A 17,707-nucleotide genomic window follows, 5' to 3' on the forward strand; every position below is an offset into this window, starting at 1 on the left:
TGATTGCAATTCATTTATAAGGAACCTATAATGTTGTTTATTGATTATGTATAAACCATTTCATATCAATATAATTAAGTTTTTAATCACATAATTCGGATGAACCATTCAGGAGAAGATCAATTGATCTACCGACGGGGCAAAAAGTTGATGACTCAACTTTGAAACTCTCAGGTCTTGGTTACAAGTAGAACTGCATGGGGACGAATCTCTGGAGAGACTCCCTCTCGCCTATCATATAGTGCAGAGGAAACAGAGCACCGAAGGAGCAAATCCGCTGTATTAGTGGATAATCTCTCAGGTAAAAGGACAGAGACAAGAGAAAGAAAACGCCGATTTGTATCGGTTTATTTTTCTATTCCTTGTTTCTCCAGAGACCATTTCATTTATGTGAAGTGGTTTTTTATTTTTTCTAAAAGGAGAATAAAGATGGAGACAGTAAGTAAAGTATTAGAACAAATCAATCACTACGTATGGGGATTACCAACCTTATTCCTTCTAGTCGGGACTGGAATCATTCTCACAGTTCGTCTAAAAGGTTTGCAGTTTAGTAAACTTTTATACGCTCACCAACTAGCATTTCGAAAATCAGAAGATACATCTTCTTCGGGGGATATTAGTCATTTCCAAGCACTCATGACAGCAATGGCCGCGACCATCGGGATGGGAAATATAGCTGGTGTCGCAACAGCTGTTACAATCGGTGGGCCAGGGGCAATATTTTGGATGTGGATTACTGCCTTGTTCGGTATGGCCACGAAATATGCAGAAGCAATCCTCGCGGTAAAATATCGTATTAGTAATGAAAACGGCGAATATTCCGGTGGTCCAATGTATTACTTAGAACGTGGTTTAGGGAAAAAATGGCTTGCAATTTTATTTGCCATTTTCGGAACAACCGCTTCTTTTGGAATCGGAAATATGGTGCAATCGAATTCCGTTGCAGAAGCTATGAGAATAAACTTTTCGTTTCCCCCTGCTTTAACTGGTATATTAATGGCTTTCTTAATTGCGATTGTTATTTTAGGTGGCGTAAAAAAAATCGGGAAAGTCACTGGATTTTTCGTTCCACTTAAAGCTTTCTTTTATGTAATTTCTGGTCTCATTATTATTTTTTATCATTTTGATCAAGTTCCAGAAGCATTTTCACTTATTTTTTCTGGTGCATTTCAAGGTACTGCAGCGGCTGGTGGTTTTATCGGTGCAACAATTGCTTCCGCTATTCAAATTGGGATGGCACGCGGAGTATTTGCCAATGAAGCAGGCTTAGGAAGCGCTCCAATTGCTGCTGCTGCTGCAAAAACAGATTCACCTGCTAAACAAGCGCTTGTGTCAATGACAGGAACTTTCCTTGATACATTTATTGTTTGTACAATTACTGGTTTAGTGTTAATTACAACAGGCGCCTGGAAATCTGGAAAAACTGGTGTTGAAGCAACAACACTCGCTTTCCAATCTGTATTTGGCGATACTGGTAGTATGATACTTGGTATTGCAATCATATTATTTGCCTACTCCACTATTTTAGGATGGTCTTATTATGGTGAAAAATGTGTAGCTTATTTATTCGGACAAGGTGCTGTGAAATACTATAAAGCCATCTTCATTGTAATGATTGCAATTGGTGCCAACTTAAAACTCGGAATCGTTTGGACGTTCGCTGATATCGCAAACGGACTTATGGCTATTCCAAACTTAATCGGTCTAATTGGATTAAGTGGTGTTGTGGTAGCAGAAACAAATCGTTTCTTACAAGCTGAAAAACTCAAACCATCAAATAAAAAAATAGCAAGTTAATCAACATTTAATGCCAAGGGTATCCCATATAGAAATGGGATACCCTTTATTTGTATTATTTCATAACATTACTTTGCAAAATTGATAATTTCATTACCTTCTTTAAATACTTTAAATTTGATGTAAAAACCTCAGGAGCATGCCAATTTTTATAAGCACTCGGACATTTGACCTCATCAATACTTGTATTCTCTCTAACTAAAACTGTTAATTCTTCAATGTATTCTATTACTTTTCTCAAGTCTGTTTTTACACCTACAGGGCCATGTCCTGGTACTGCTTTATCAATTTCAAATTCCTCAATCATTTCTAACATACGCTTCCATTCTTGAAGATTAGATTCTTCAAAAAAAGTAGGATGTGATTTCACAAATAACAAATCACCCATAAAACAAACCTTCTCTTTAGGTAAGTAAAGAATCGTATCACAAACGGAATGGCCCCCGCCTAACGTAATCAATTTTGCAGTTCTCTTTGAACCATGTATAGTAAATTCATTTTGGAAAGAATATTGAGGTAATACAAGTTGCAGTGTAGGTAATGAAACCGCTAACTGATTTAAGAATGAAATCTGTTTTCGTAAGCCTTCATCATTTGTTTGAGTGAATTGATCTTGTAGGGATTGTATATATGTATGTAAACCTTCTATGTCTTGTTTCTGTTTATCAATTCTGAAAGGATGAATTTCTGCCATTTGCTCGTATGTTTTATGACTAGATATGATATTACAATTTTCAAAAACTTGATTTCCACGAATATGGTCTCCGTGCCAATGACTATTAATAACCCATGATATAGAATGACCTGTTATTTCTTCTGCTATCTCTTTTAAATCTGCAGCTGCTTGTTGTGTGTTAAACGTATCAAAAATAATCGTTTGATCTCCTATATCAACAAAACCGGCATTGGCTAAGGAGCCTCCTCCTTCCTTTGCAATCGCAGCATAAATACCGTCTTCTATATTCTCAACATCAAAATGTTCACTAAAATATTCTTTCTGCATATACCTATTCCCTCCTCATATAGCTTTACCTATTCATACAAATATTCAGCTTCGATTTCCTCTGTTGAAATGCCTTTTTTAATAAATACTTTCATGCGAGTTATGTTTTTTTATTATTTTCTATACAAATCCTTCTTTCTAAAGAGGTGAAAAAAATAAATTCATCAATACTTTGCAGGGATTCCGCTTCTTTCACCGAACTTAAGATAACAATGTGATTCTATCAATCTTTTCAACAATATCTCTACATTCTATCACTCATTACAAAAACAAACCTAGACAAAAAAATTAATATGAGGTGAAAAAATGAACAAAACTGAATTAATTAAAAATGTGGCCCAAACAGCCGATATCTCACAAAAAGAAGCTTCAGCAGCTGTCCAATCTGTATTTGACACAATTACGGATGCTTTACAAACTGGCGACAAAGTACAACTTATTGGTTTCGGAACATTTGAGGTACGCGAAAGAGCTGCGCGTACAGGTCGCAACCCGCAAACAGGTGAAGAAATTCAAATTGCAGCGGGGAAAGTTCCAGCCTTTAAGGCAGGAAAAGAATTAAAAGAAGCTGTAAAATAAAAATAACCCAGCCTAGGCTGGGTTATTTTATACTGTGATTTATCTCATTACTTCATATATATTATCCGCATGATATACTTCACAAATATAAAATAAGCATCTACAGTTACTTACGATTTGATATTTTCTCGTAGGGTATATACTAGATTGTAATAAGCAGCCATCAAACAGTTCAATAATATTTCCAGAAGGCTGATATCCTTGATATAGTATGTTTTTTCTTACTTCCATTTGCTCAACTAGGTTTTCAATAGGAACGTTTCCACCTTCTAACTCTTTCACAATTTCACTTGGTAATAGTGAGGTATCAGTAAAAATCAGATTTTCAGATAACACCTTTCCTTTGTAACTAATGGATGAAACTCGGTAAAGAAATGTTCCATTTTTATCAAAAAAGCTTTTTACTTCTTTTGGAATATATTCCCTATCTAACATTTCTTGTTCCACAACATTGAGCTGAACTATATCTTTCACCATATTTTCTAAAGACGTAATAGATGACGTCTCTTTAGAAAACAATAAATCTTTAACCATTTTAAATACTGTAGCATCAGCCAATTCTCTTTTTCTATTTTCCACTACTAACATGACTAACACCTCCTCTATATTTATATAATCTAGCAACCACTCAAGCGAACATTTTCACTCTAGGTATCTGTATTATTCGTACACACCTTCGTCAATTAAAGTATTACTATTCATTAATGAGGGAGAAGTCTACTACTCTGCAAAAGCTTTCCGGCATCAAACTGCCTCATTTCTGTTACATCTTTGTTTAATAAAGCTATTGAAGCAACATAGCCTGAGCCAGGTTGCAAATTCATCAAAGTTGTAGTCTCAACAAGCTGTGACTTATCCTGAAAAACAAGGAGTTCCGGTAAATGATCTGGAGTTGATACAGTAAGATTAGAAGGTGACATCATTAACCCTTCGCCAGTAGCCTTAAGTATCGCTTCCTTCCGCGTCCAATATGTTAAAAACCCTTCAATTCGCCTTTCAACTGGCAGTTGCATTAACTGAGCAATTTCTATATCTGTTAATACTCCTACTGCCATCTTAAGTACATCAATATTAGAATTTATTTGTTCTACATCTATACCAATAGGTGTAGATGTTGTAAACGCAACAGCAACTCGTTCTCCTGAATGTGACACAGATAGCTGCGGCATGCCTACAGGTAATTGCGGACGTCCATGCGCTAGCTTACAAACTGAACAGGTTCGATCGATTGGTACTTGAAGCGGAGACATTGCGAGTTGTTTTCCTAGTACCAATCGACTAATTGCACATCCAATCATAAATCTTGCTCGGTCCTCAGAATGACGGAACAAATTTGCTTTTTCACGCTCCGTTTCACTTAATAAACTATAGTGCCAAGATTGCAAGTCTGAAATTCGCGCCCACCATACTTGACAGTGATGACTTCTTAACTCTGGTACTGAATCTACAATCTCCCAATCTTTCATAAAAATTCTCCCCTTTTTATATCCAATATTCATACTAAGAAAAGTATGGAACCTATTCCATCCTTCAGCAAATATCCCCACTAGCATTTCCCCTTCTCACTTTTCATCATTGCTATTGTAATAGAGAAACCTACCCAGATTTATTATTACACCTGGGCAGATCCTTCCTCCTTTATTCACCTGCAACTGCTTTTGAATGAGCTTCATTTGATTGGACTGACGTTTTTTTCTTTGATGTATCTATTACTTCCGCATCACGAATACGTAATACAAATAATAATGCTATGAATAGGAATACAGCTGCACCAAGCAGGGCCATTTGATACGCTACAATACTAGCACTCTCATTTCCTGCTTCACTTACATTATGATTTCCAAAAGCTGCTAAAAGACTTGCAAGAATTGCAACACCGATGGCGGAACCTAATCGATTTTGCACATTAAAAATAGTTGTCGCCCTCCCCATTGAAGACGGATGAATATTATTAAAAGCTGAAAATTGTACAGCTCCTACAGAATGACCTAGGAAAAATCCTATGCAAAACAATAGAATACGGACCAGCCAAGGGTTTGTTTCCTGATTCACGAAGCTTAAAACAACAAATATAATCGCTGCACATAGCAAACCGGTAGAAATCAACTTACGTGGCCCAAGTCTTTTGTAAGACAAAGGCACAATTTGCGAAGCAATCATTAACCCGATTGCTTCTGGAAATGTTGTAAGACCTGTTTCTAGTGCCGACGCATGTAATACATTTTGATACATAAGCGGGAATATAAATAACATGCCCAGTAATCCAGCAGCCGAAAATAACGAAATGAGACTCATATTCCGAAATAAACGATCTTGCAGCAAACATAAGTCTAGCATCGGCTGCTTCACACGAAGTTCAACAAATACAAAGAGAATAATAAGCAAAAGTCCACCTAATCCTGTCCCTATTATTTCTGAGGAACCCCATCCTTTTGATGGCCCTTGACTCATTGCATATATCAACATTGCAAATCCTGGTGCGGAAAGAATAAAACCAGGTAAATCTAACCGCCCAGCAGTTTTTTCAATATGCTCTACTAAAAATAACGCACCAATTAGTAAAGCTACTATTCCAAACGGTAAATTAATATAAAATGCCCAGCGCCAAGACATATGATCCACAAAGAACCCGCTAACAATTGGTCCTATTGCAGGGGCAACAGCAATAGGCAAGACGATGAACCTAGAAATCTTCGGTCTTTCTTGTGGTGAAAATGTTCGAAATAACATTGCCATTCCTACTGGCGTCAATAATCCTCCGCCAGCACCTTGTATGATACGGAATATATTTAAGGCAGTAATATTATCAGCAATTCCGCATAACGCGGAAGCAGCTGTAAATACAGAAAGAGCAATTAGGAATACTCGCTTTGTACCAAACCGATCTCCAAGCCACCCAGAAATAGGTAAAAACACAGCCAAACTTACTAAATATCCAACATTGACTGTCCCCATTGCTGAAGGTGGAACTTGTAGTTCATGACTAATCGTTTGCAGAGCTACATTTACAATCGTTGCATCCATAGCAGCCATAAACATAGCCGTTACATATACAACACTAACAACAATTTTCGGATTCAGCTTCAAATTCATTACTACTCCCCTACTGAAACGCATTCAAGTGAGTGAAGACTCTTTGGCTGCATATCACTCCAGTGTAATTCGATATACGCAAGACAAGCTTGTCTACTATCTTGTTCATGAACAACATCCCACCCGGCTGGTACATCGAGAAAGGCTGGCCAGACAGAATGCTGGCCTTCCTTATTTACTAACACTTTATACATAAAGTTATCGTTTTCAAATGGATTCGTCATACTTTATTTACCCCTTTCATCGCTTGCAGCCTACTAGCTAATACTTGTCCGATTTCTGTAAGTGGTCCTGGCTGACATAAATCTTTATGTCGGCAATCAATATCATATTGTTCAATTTCCCCATCTATATAACTAAGCCATGTATCTGGAGAAATCGGATCAAACCATTCTGGTATGATTGTTGATCTAAAGAATACAAGGTTTCCATGAAATTGTTTTGGAACATACTTTCCTAAAAGACCAACAGAATTTACGTATGTTTCTTTCAAGTTCAAAATTGTTTCCTCTTCCAGACTCGCTAATGCACTGCCGTCCCTGCGAAGTATATCAATAGCGTTTGCCATATCAAGTGGTTTTCCATCCATGTTATCTGGGTCGTATCCTCCTAATGCAAGTAGGGCAATAAGCGCTTCTTCCTCACTAGGCGCTTCTGTATTTGGTAAAAAGTGACCGGGATAAGAATCCAACATAACAAGCAGTTCAACTTCTTCTCCTTGATTTTGCAAATGAGTTGCCATTGCATGAACAACGTTTCCTCCGAGAGACCAACCTAACAACCTGTACGGCCCATGTGGCTGTATCTCACGAATGTGCTCAAGATAGTCAGCAGCCATTTCGTCTAATGATTTTGGAAGTTCTTCACTTTTTGCAATGCCGCGTGCCTGTACACCATAAATTGGATGATTGCTTCCTAAAGACTTCATTAATCCTGCATAACACCAGCTAAGTCCACCTGCTGGATGTACACAGAACATAGGTAACTCTTCACCGCTTGTTCTTAATGGTAAGATTACATCTAGCGCACTTTGGCTCGTCCCCATCTCAAATATTTCAGCAAGCCCTGCGACTGTCGGTGCCGCAAATAAGCTACCGATACTTAACTCTACTCCTAGCGCTTCCCTGATCCGGCTCATTAACTGCACAGCAAGTAAGGAATGACCGCCAAGATCAAAGAAACCATCATCAATGCCAATTCGAGGTAAATTCAAAACTTCTGTAAATAAATCACATAAAATTTCCTCTTTTGGTGTTCTTGGTCCTCGGCTTATCGTAGATACCATGAATTCAGGTGCTGGTAATGCTTTACGATCTAACTTACCATTTGGAGTTAAAGGTAATTCACTTATCATAACGAAAGCATATGGTACCATATAATCAGGTAGACTAAGTCCTACATATTGGCGCATTTCAGCTGTATCAATGTTTACATGTTCTGACGGAACAATATAGGAAACTAATCGCTTATCACCAGGCTGATCTTCACGTACAATGACAGCTACTTGTTCAACATGAGAGTGCTGCATAATAACGGCTTCAATTTCGCCAAGTTCAATTCGGAAACCTCGAATCTTAATTTGATGGTCTACACGACCGATATAGTCTAATGTGCCATCTTGACACCAACGCGCCAAATCTCCTGTACGATACATTCGAGTACCAGGTTTCCCGTATGGATCTGCTATAAATCGTTCCGCAGTTAACCCTGCACGACCTAAATACCCACGAGCAAGCCCTGCTCCTGCAACATACATTTCTCCTACCACTCCTGGTGGTACAGGTTGTAAGTAATTATCTAATACATATACTTTAAGATCTGGTATACTACATCCAATTAAGCTGTTTGCTCGTAAAGATACAATATTTTGATCCAGCTCGATATAGCTCACATGTACAGTTGTTTCTGTAATACCATACATATTAATAAGCTTAGGTGAATTTTCTGGATGACGACTATACCAATCTTCTAGACGACTTAATTCCAGTGCTTCTCCACCAAAAACGACATATCGTAAGGAAAGCTTCTGCCCTAATTCAACATTTTCGCGATCTGCTTGCATAAGTTGATAAAATGCTGATGGTGTCTGATTTAAAACTGTTACCTTTTCCTGGACAAGCAGATTTAAAAATTCTCTAGGTGAACGACTCACAGTGTGTGGTACGACAACAAGACGGCCCCCATACAATAGCGGCCCCCAAATTTCCCAAACTGAAAAATCAAAAGCATAAGAATGGAACATTGTCCAAACATCTTCCGAATCAAATTGGAACCAATGATCAGTTGCCCCAAGCAGCCTTATAACATTCTGATGAGGAATCATTACACCTTTTGATCTTCCTGTTGAACCTGATGTATAAATTACATAAGCGATGTGTAAAGGTGATAGTGGCTGTATTCGTTCCACATTTTCTATATTCTCTTCACCATATTTGTTTAATGTCTCCATTATTTTGAAATCGTCTACTACAATCGTTACGGTCTCTTCACTCTCTATTGTCACTTGTGTGTTCGTAATCATACAGACAGGCTTAGCATCACTTAGCATGAATGAAATTCGATCCGATGGATAATCAGGATCTAGCGGTAAATATCCTGCCCCCGCTTTCAAAACTGCTAACAAACTCACAACCATATCAAGAGATCTTGGTATCGCTAAAGCAACCATTTGCTCTGGACCTACCCCTTTTTCAATTAACAGACGTGCAAGTTTATTCGATCTCTTATTTAACTCTTCATAAGTTAGCGTAGTGTCCTCAAATACGACAGCGGTTGCATCTGGCGTTAAGCGAACTTGTTTCTCAAATAATTCCGGTAAGGTCATTTCAGGCGCAATTTGAAAGCCGCCATTCCATTTTTCAAGTACTGTTTGACGCTCTTCTTCGTCCAAAATTTCCAAACGCCCAATAGGTTGTTCTGGATCTTCTACTGCGTCTTCTAATAAATGAATGAAACGACTCACAAGTTTCTGAGCTGTCTCACGCTTAAATAAATCTGTACTAAATTCAAGTAAACCATGTAATCCATTTGGCTGACCTTCAGACGTACTACGTTCACTTATTTCTATCGTCATATCAAACTTCGAAGAACCAACACTCTTAATCTCAAGATGCGTTTCTAGATTCGGTATATCAAGTGTAGCCTCTGGTGTATTTTGAAAAGCTAACATAATTTGGAATAGTGGATGACTATTTCTCGAACGCACAGGGTTCAACACTTCAACAAGTCTTTCAAATGGAACATCTTGATGTTCATATGCTGAAAGGTTAACTTTACGCACCCTGCTTAACAGTTGACTAAAGCTAGGATCTCCAGACGTATCTGTACGTAAAACGAGTGTATTTACGAACAATCCGACAATATCTCCAAGCGCATCATCACTACGCCCAGCAATTGGACTACCTATTGGAATATCCGTTCCAGCCCCTAATCGTGTAAGTAATGCAGCAAGTCCGGATTGTAGGATCATAAACAAACTAACACCATTTTTACGAGCAAGCTCTAATAATCGTTCATGTAACTCTGGATTTACATGAAAATCTATCGTTTCTCCGCAATAGCTCGTTTCCACAGGACGTTGATAATCTGTAGGTAACTCAAGTTGGGCTGGTAACCCCTTCAATTCTTCTTTCCAAAAATCAATTTGTTGTGAAATGAGACTATCTTGTGCACTCTCATTTCCTAATAGTTCTTGTTGCCAAAGGGCATAATCGGCATACTGTACTGGCAGTGACTTCCACTGAACTGATTCACCTTTACAATGTGCTTGATACGCAGTTGCTATGTCTCTTGACAATGGGTTTAATGACCATCCATCCCCTACAATATGATGCAATAATACAAGTAACACATGTTCATCCGGATTTATTTCAAAAAGCTCCATACGGATAGCTGGCTCTTCTGCAAGATTAAAGCTATATCTTACAGATTCAGCAAGTACTTTAGGTAATTCTGAATCAGTAGTCTGCGTAACAATTAAAGTAGGATTTACCTCATTTGTCTCCAAAATTTGCTGATGTGACGTACCAAGCGTGTTAGGAAAAATAGTTCGAAGTGTCTCATGTCGATCGACGATATCATAAAATGCAGCTTGTAAAGCTTCTCGATTTAATTCACCAGACATTCGAATGACTACTGGAATATTGTAAGTTGGGCTTGGACCTTCTAAACAATTCAAGAACCATAAACGACGCTGTGCAAAAGAAAGAGGAACTTCTCTTGGACGCTCTACTTTCTGAATAGCTGGCCTTGCACTCTGTGTGCTATCTAATTGTTTAGCAAGTTCAGCGACTGTAGGTGATTCAAATAGTTTTCCAATGCCTAATTCCACACCTAATGTTTCACGAATACGTCCCATTAACCGGGAAGCTAACAGAGAATGTCCGCCTATTTCAAAGAAGTTATCATCGATTCCAATCCGCGCTATGCTAAGCACTTCCGCAAATAAATCACATAAAATTTCTTCTTGTGGATTTCTAGCTACGCGTTCACTAACAAGTAAATTGAAGTCAGGTGCTGGTAACACTTTCCGATTAATCTTTCCGTTCGGTGTCAATGGCAATTCAGACATCGTCATAATTGCTGACGGTATCATATAACCTGGTAGGCTCCCTCCTGCATATGTTCGAATTTCTGCAAGGTCAAGATTTCCATCAGCATCAGGTACAATGTAAGCAACCAAACGTTTATCGCCAGGTCGATCTTCTCGAACGATTACAACGACTTGCTCAACATGAGGGTGCTGAGATAATACAGTTTCCACTTCAGATAACTCGATACGGAATCCATGAATCTTAATTTGATGATCTGCACGACTCACATAATCTAACGAACCATCCTTACGCCATTTAACAAGATCGCCCGTACGGTACATTCGTGTACCAAGTTTCCCAAATGGATTAGCAACAAATCGTTCAGCTGTTAATTCTGGTCTTCCTAAATATCCATTGGCAAGCCCCGTACCAGCAATATATAATTCTCCCACCACTCTAGGTGGTACAGGTTGTAAACCTGCATCTAGTACATATACTTCTGTATTCCAAATTGGTCTTCCAATAGAAGGTGTACCACTCTCTTCTTCATTCATATCCATGAAAGTTGACCAAATTGTTGTTTCAGTTGGTCCATAAAGATTTGTAACATGGCAATTTAATTCTTTTAACCGAGACGCTAGATTCGATGGAAGTGCCTCACCACCAACAAGAACTTTAAGTCCTATTAATCTTTCTGGATAATCTGTTACAAGCGCATGCCAAAGTGTTGGTGTAGCTTGCATAATTGTGATGTTTTCCTTTTGAATGATTTCTGTTAATGCTGAAGAATCTTGAACTGCTTCTTTTTGGGCAATTTGAACGCTTGCTCCACTAATAAGTGGTAAATAAAGTTCTAAAGCTGAAATATCAAACGCAAAGGTTGTAACAGCCAACAAACGATCATTTACATGTAATGAGAATTGATCTTGCATCGCCAATAAAAAGTTTCTTAAGCTTTGCATCGGCACAACGACACCTTTTGGCTTACCTGTTGACCCCGAAGTATAAATTGTATACGCAGGATTTAAGGGTGCTGCTCCATCAAATGAATCTAGGTTATTTTTCTGGTATCCTCTTAACTCTTCTTTTGTATCCTGATTATCAAGCACAACTCTTGTTATATGATCCTCATTCGGTAAATCACCTAAAACAGAAGAATGTGTTAGGATACAAGCAGGCTGAGCATCGCTTAATATATACGTAATTCGATCCTCTGGATATTCTGGGTCAATTGGTAAATATGCTGCTCCCGTCTTAAGAACTGCTAACATCCCGATAACCATTTCTACAGATCTTGGAAATGCTAACGCTACAAATTGTTTAGATTGAACGCCCCGTTCTAACAAGAAATGAGCAAGTTGATTTGCCTGTTCATTTAATTCTTTATAAGTAAGTTCTAGTCCATCACATACGACAGCAATAGCATCAGGAGATTTACTTACTTGTTTTTCAATGAGAGCAGGTACACTTACGAATGAACTTTCTTTCATAGTTTGATTCCATTCGGCTAAAACTAGCTTGCGTTCCTCATGAAGTAAGAGCTCTAGATTTCCAATCGGTGAATTTACTTGAAGATTCGAGACTTCTTCCAGAAAATTCATAAATCTCTTCTTGTGAGTTAGTAGCTCTTCTAAGTTATACACCTCAGGATTTGCGTCAAAATGAATCCTTAAGCCGTTTTCACCAAACTCGTTTGACACATTTATTGAAAGATCATCAACCGGTCCTGCCGAAAGATTATGTTTAACCCCATGATTTCCTGCAAAACTCAAGGCATAGTCAAATGGCATCACATTAGTCATTGGACCAAATAACCTTTGATTTTCTCCCAATAATTTAAGATCTCGGCGTAATTCTTCATGACGATACTTATGATGAAAACGTATATCAAGAACCTCATTAGAAACCTGCCCGACAATCTCAGCAAAACTCATATTAGAGCCTATAGACAAGCGAAGCGGGACTACATTCATGACCATACCAGGGATATTGATCGATGCTGATCCTAAACGCCCCATCATCGGTAAACCTAAAATTACATCCTCTGCACTTGTTAACTTGTGTATATAGATAGCAGTTGCAGCAATGATAAGATCCGGCCAATTCGCATTACAATCATGTGCAACCTTCCGCAAAGATTCTGTACTTAAACGAGACAAATGTGCTGGTTGGCGTAGAAATGTCTTCGATGTTCTAGGAGCACGTTCCGCTAAACTTACTACTTCTGGTTGATCTTGGAACCGTTCTAACCAAAAGCTACGATCTTTCTCAAATTGCTCCGATGCACGATACGCAGCATCCTCCTCTAAAATGGTATATAAAGAACCAAATGATCTCTCATCATACGATTGATTATTCATGAATGCCGTATATACTCTTGCTACTCTTTGCGCAAGTAAAGAAAATCCGTATCCATCCATCACAATGTGATGGATGCGCTGATACCAGAAGAAACGATTGGAAGCGACTTTAAAAAGCGCCTCCGTATACAGCTTGTCCTTTTTCAGATTCACTGGCGTAGATAAATCCACTTTCATCCACGCTTCAGCGGCTTTTTGGGGATTTTCTTCAGTACTAACATCAATAATATGCATATGAAATTCAGGTGAATCATCGATAACTTGCCATGGCCCTTTCTCATCTTCTTCAAAGTGAACATGTAAAGATTCAGCTTCCATTACAACTTTACGCACAGCTAATTCAAATGTTTTCACATCAACTGAACCATGTATTTCTATGTATTCACCCGTATTATAAATTGGATTTTTCGGATCAAGTTGCTGCGCAAACCACATACCCGTTTGCGCACCTGACAATGAATGACGAACCTTTTGACAATGAGACATTCGTATTTACCCCTTTATCTATCTGTATTTGATAGCACCTTTTCCTCTTGGGAGGACACCAAATTAAACCAGTCATAAATTGTTGGACGCTCAGCCAAATCTGCGAATGTAACTTCTACACCTATTTGGCGCCATTTCTCTACTAAACTCATAATTCTAACTGAGTCAAGCCCCCTATTTAATAAATCTTCGTTATCTCCAATATCTGCTGGTGATTCACGAAGCAATTCAGCAACTTGTTCACGTACCGATTGTAATGTGAATCCTGTATTTTCTTCTGCTGCAGACGTTTCTTTTAAACTTTGTAAATCTTTTAATAATAAATTCGTTATTATAGTTACTGCACATCGCTCAGATGCGTACTGCAAAGCTTGTTTATGATGTTCTTGTGAAAAATCAGCAACCGCATCAGCGACGAAGAATGGTTGTATCCCATCCATAAATGCTTCGCATGCCGTTAAAAGACATCCAATATGTGCATAAACCCCACAAATAATAAGCTGATCACGCCCTTGTTCATGTAAAATCTCTAGAAGATTTGTTTTCTTAAAAGCACTATATCTCCATTTTGTAAGGAAAATATCATTCTCATCAGGAGTGAGCTCATCTACAATTTTCTTCTTGTGAGGCCCATCAGGAATACCCGCCCCCCAAAAATCTTGCAATAATCCTCTTTGCTCTGGCGTTTGTCCACCTGGTTGTGCAGTATAAACGACAGGAACACCAATTTCCTTACATGTTTTTCTGATAGATTGAATATTTGAAATCAGTTCTACTCTTGGTGATTCCTCTGCATGATATGCATCAAGAAAATACTCTTGCATGTCATGAATAAGAAGAACAGCACGTTTCGGATCTGGCTTCCACGTTACTTTATTATTTGGTAAATCTGACTCTAATGGCATTGGGTATACTGAGATAGCTGGAATAGCCATCTAATCACTTCCTTTCGAATTGTTAAGAATATTTATTTGTCATTTATTACTTTATGGTAGATTTAAGTTTTTCAGCAATTGCCTTCCGTAATTCTTTCTTACTCACTTTTCCGACACCAGTCTGTGGAAACGAGTCTATAAATTCAATTCGATCTGGAATTTTATATGCCGCAATTCCTCGATCTCTTAAAAACATTTTCAAATGCCCTACAGTCGGTGTTTCCCCGCGAGCTATAACGAAAGCACAAGTACGTTCACCTAAATAATCGTCTGGCATAGATACTATTGCAACATCGTGTACCGCTGCATGAGCTAACAGATGATTTTCAACTTCTTCAGCCGCAACTTTCTCTCCACCACGATTAATCTGATCCTTATCGCGTCCTTCAACCACTAAATAACCTTGCTCATTTATTTTGACAAGATCGCCCGTGCGGTAAAAACCATCCGAAGTAAAGGATTTAGCGTTATGTTCTTCAGCTTTATAGTATCCACGGATTGTATATGGTCCACGAGTTAATAAACTCCCCACTTGACCTGTCTCTACGTCATTATCATATTCATCAACTACACGAACTTCATCAAACTCTGACATTGGTCTTCCTTGCGTATGAATAATGATATCTTCTGCATCATCAAGTCTCGTATAATTCACTAACCCTTCGGCCATACCAAAAACTTGTTGCAATGTACAACCGAATGCCGGGCGTATACGCTTGGCCACTTCCGCGCTAAACTTTGCACCGCCTACCTGTAAAACTTGCAGACTAGATAGATCATTATTGCGTGAAGCTATTGCGTCAAGCCATACCATTGCAAGGGGGGGCACAAGTGCTGTAATTGTGACACGTTCCTTCTCAATAAGAGAGAACGCTTCATCTGGACTTCCCCCAGAAGCTAGAACAATCCGCCCTCCGGCATATAACGTCCCAAGAGTCCCCGGCGAACTAAGCGGATAGTTATGCGCAACCGGAAGTACAGCAAGATACACACTCTGTTGATCCAATTTACAAATTTCAGCACTTACTCGTAAACTATAAATATAGTCATCATGTGTTCTTGGAATTAATTTAGACAATCCCGTTGTCCCGCCTGATAGTTGCAAGAAAGCTACATCGCTAGATTTCACTTCTGGCAGATTGACCGGATTCATATGAAGATCACGAATTCCTACAAATTCCTCCGCCTCTCCTACAACGATTACATGTTGCAGCGTTGGAACTTTTTCTTTTATTTCTCTTGCAAGTTTTCGATAGTCGAATCCAAACTGTTTATCAGAAATAATATAAGCAGTCGCTTCAGCAAATTCACAAAAATAGCTTATTTCACTACTTCGGTGTGACGGCAAAGCAAAGACTGGAACTGCACCAATGCGAAAAAGCGCAAAGCAGACTTCGAAAAACTCCGTAATATTTGGTAAATGAAGAACCACTCGATCCGTTTGTTTAATTCCTAAATTTAGAAATCCTGCAGCTAATTGATCTACTCTTTTGTCCAGTTCACTATAGCTTAAGTGTTTTTCGCCACTTGTCACTGCAATCTGGTCACCATGTTTCATCGCACGTTCTCGCAGCATCTCTCCAAAGGTCTCTCCGCGCCAGCACCCCTCTTCTTTATATCGATCTGCAAATTCCTTTGGCCACTCCTGGCATCCTGTTAACATCATTTATCCCCCTAACTTCTATTTCAAAGATTCATCATTTAATCCCATAGCCCGAAGCATTGTACGAAACTTAGCTGATGTTTCAGCTAGCTCATCTTCAGGTTTTGACTCCGCAACAATACCAGCTCCTGCGAATAAACGAAGGGAATTCTCTTCAACTTCCGCACAACGAATCGTAACAATCCATTCACCGTCACCATTCAGATCACTCCAACCAAGCATTCCCGTGAAAAATTCTCGATCAAACGGTTCAATTTCGTTAATAGCCTCTCGAGCTTTTTCTGTCGGAGTTCCACAAACTGCTGGTGTAGGATGAAGCGCAAGTGCTAATTCTAATGCAGACACTGATGCGTCTAGTAATTCTCCTTTTACTTCAGTAGATAAATGCCACATTGCTTCACTATTTATTAATGATGGTTTTTTGGGAACATGCAATGTACGACAGTACGGACGAAGCGCCGCAGCTACCGCTTCAACAACAACAGCATGTTCATGTAAATCTTTAGCTGAAGAAAGCAACTCATCTGCTCGTCTCTTATCTTCTTCAGGGTCTTTACTTCGAGGTCTAGAGCCTGCAAGCGGATTAGAAATGACCTGCATTCCACTCCGTGAGACAAGTAACTCTGGACTCGCTCCTATGAGTGTATGACTACGCTTTGGTGAAGCCTCACAATTCCCTATTTCTTCACTCTTCGGTAAATCTACCGCAAACGTATACCCCTGTTTATTGTGCTGCGCTAAATCACAAAGCAGTTTTTGAATGTCAACCTTTTCTGGAGATTTCAAATCCAACGATCTAGATAGAACGATTTTCTTTATGTGACCGCTCTTTATTTTAGCTACTCCTTGCTCTACACCACGCATATATTCTGAAGGTGACGGAATAGGATTCATTTCATATGTAAGTGCAGGTGATTGCTGGATTCGATCTGTAAAATCAAATTGCAGACGATCTGCTAGCCTGCTCTCCTGAGGTACAACGAGCTGTACCGCTTTTCTACGATCAAAAGGAAGCGCTCCTACAACAATGGGATTATGGTGCCCAGCTTGCTTCGCATTATTTAGTACAGCATGAACCAGCTCAGGAAAATTTTCTACCTGACTATGTTTCACCGTTGCAAATGTTCCTTCGGCAAGTATTGTACGGTACGGTGAAGCAAAAAAGAATGAAGATCCAGCTTTATAGTCATCTAGTAATTTTGTGGCTAACTCCTTTAAAGCAGTTGTATGATTCATTATTTTAAACCTCCTATATTTAA

At 38.8% G+C, this 17,707-nt stretch carries 11 protein-coding genes and 1 riboswitch; of the genes, 2 read left to right on the forward strand and 9 right to left on the reverse strand.

Features of this window, described 5'->3' with window-relative positions:
• Nucleotides 1–201: 201 nt before the first annotated feature.
• Nucleotides 202–323, forward strand: a riboswitch (glycine riboswitch).
• A 106-nt stretch (nt 324–429) separates the two neighbouring features.
• Nucleotides 430–1,797 carry an alanine/glycine:cation symporter family protein gene (locus tag MHH45_RS04425; RefSeq protein ID WP_088094346.1) on the forward strand — a complete coding sequence of 456 codons (1,368 nt, stop codon included), beginning with the start codon at nt 430–432 and terminating at the stop codon, nt 1,795–1,797.
• Nucleotides 1,798–1,852: 55 nt separating this feature from the next.
• Here the strand turns inward: MHH45_RS04425 and MHH45_RS04430 are convergent, their stop codons facing one another.
• The gene (locus tag MHH45_RS04430; protein WP_016114825.1) at nt 1,853–2,800 is read right to left on the reverse strand and encodes an MBL fold metallo-hydrolase; all 948 of its coding nucleotides are present in this window, start codon (nt 2,798–2,800) and stop codon (nt 1,853–1,855) included.
• A 306-nt stretch (nt 2,801–3,106) separates the two neighbouring features.
• On the opposite strand from MHH45_RS04430, the gene MHH45_RS04435 reads away from it, so the two are divergent.
• Nucleotides 3,107–3,379 carry an HU family DNA-binding protein gene (locus MHH45_RS04435; RefSeq protein ID WP_016114824.1) on the forward strand — a complete coding sequence of 91 codons (273 nt, stop codon included), beginning with the start codon at nt 3,107–3,109 and terminating at the stop codon, nt 3,377–3,379.
• Between the two features lie 39 nt (nt 3,380–3,418).
• On the opposite strand, the gene MHH45_RS04440 is transcribed toward MHH45_RS04435, so the two are convergent.
• From MHH45_RS04440 to dhbC, 8 genes are all read right to left on the reverse strand, one after another.
• Nucleotides 3,419–3,967: a hypothetical protein gene (locus MHH45_RS04440; RefSeq protein ID WP_016114823.1), complete on the reverse strand. Its 549-nt coding sequence runs from the start codon at nt 3,965–3,967 to the stop codon at nt 3,419–3,421.
• A gap of 113 nt (nt 3,968–4,080) precedes the next feature.
• Nucleotides 4,081–4,845: a 4'-phosphopantetheinyl transferase family protein gene (locus MHH45_RS04445; protein ID WP_033671190.1), complete on the reverse strand. Its 765-nt coding sequence runs from the start codon at nt 4,843–4,845 to the stop codon at nt 4,081–4,083.
• Nucleotides 4,846–5,017: 172 nt separating this feature from the next.
• Nucleotides 5,018–6,472 carry an MDR family MFS transporter gene (locus tag MHH45_RS04450; protein WP_016114821.1) on the reverse strand — a complete coding sequence of 485 codons (1,455 nt, stop codon included), beginning with the start codon at nt 6,470–6,472 and terminating at the stop codon, nt 5,018–5,020.
• 2 nt (nt 6,473–6,474) lie between these two features.
• Complete coding sequence (locus tag MHH45_RS04455; RefSeq protein WP_016114820.1) at nt 6,475–6,696, reverse strand: MbtH family protein; 222 nt, start codon at nt 6,694–6,696, stop codon at nt 6,475–6,477.
• Nucleotides 6,693–13,850 carry an amino acid adenylation domain-containing protein gene (locus MHH45_RS04460; protein ID WP_016114819.1) on the reverse strand — a complete coding sequence of 2,386 codons (7,158 nt, stop codon included), beginning with the start codon at nt 13,848–13,850 and terminating at the stop codon, nt 6,693–6,695. Before MHH45_RS04460 ends, MHH45_RS04455 begins: the two co-directional genes overlap by 4 nt.
• 14 nt (nt 13,851–13,864) lie before the next feature.
• The gene (locus MHH45_RS04465) at nt 13,865–14,785 is read right to left on the reverse strand and encodes an isochorismatase (protein WP_016114818.1); all 921 of its coding nucleotides are present in this window, start codon (nt 14,783–14,785) and stop codon (nt 13,865–13,867) included.
• A 46-nt stretch (nt 14,786–14,831) separates the two neighbouring features.
• Complete coding sequence (locus MHH45_RS04470; RefSeq protein ID WP_016132805.1) at nt 14,832–16,448, reverse strand: (2,3-dihydroxybenzoyl)adenylate synthase; 1,617 nt, start codon at nt 16,446–16,448, stop codon at nt 14,832–14,834.
• An 18-nt stretch (nt 16,449–16,466) separates the two neighbouring features.
• Nucleotides 16,467–17,684 (reverse strand): isochorismate synthase DhbC, encoded by a 1,218-nt coding sequence (gene dhbC / locus MHH45_RS04475; RefSeq protein WP_016114816.1) that lies wholly within the window; start codon nt 17,682–17,684, stop codon nt 16,467–16,469.
• Between the last annotated feature and the right edge of the window lie 23 nt (nt 17,685–17,707).

This window comes from Bacillus sp. FSL K6-0042, from assembly GCF_038006685.1.
GTDB classification, from domain to species: Bacteria; Bacillota; Bacilli; order Bacillales; family Bacillaceae_G; genus Bacillus_A; species Bacillus_A pseudomycoides.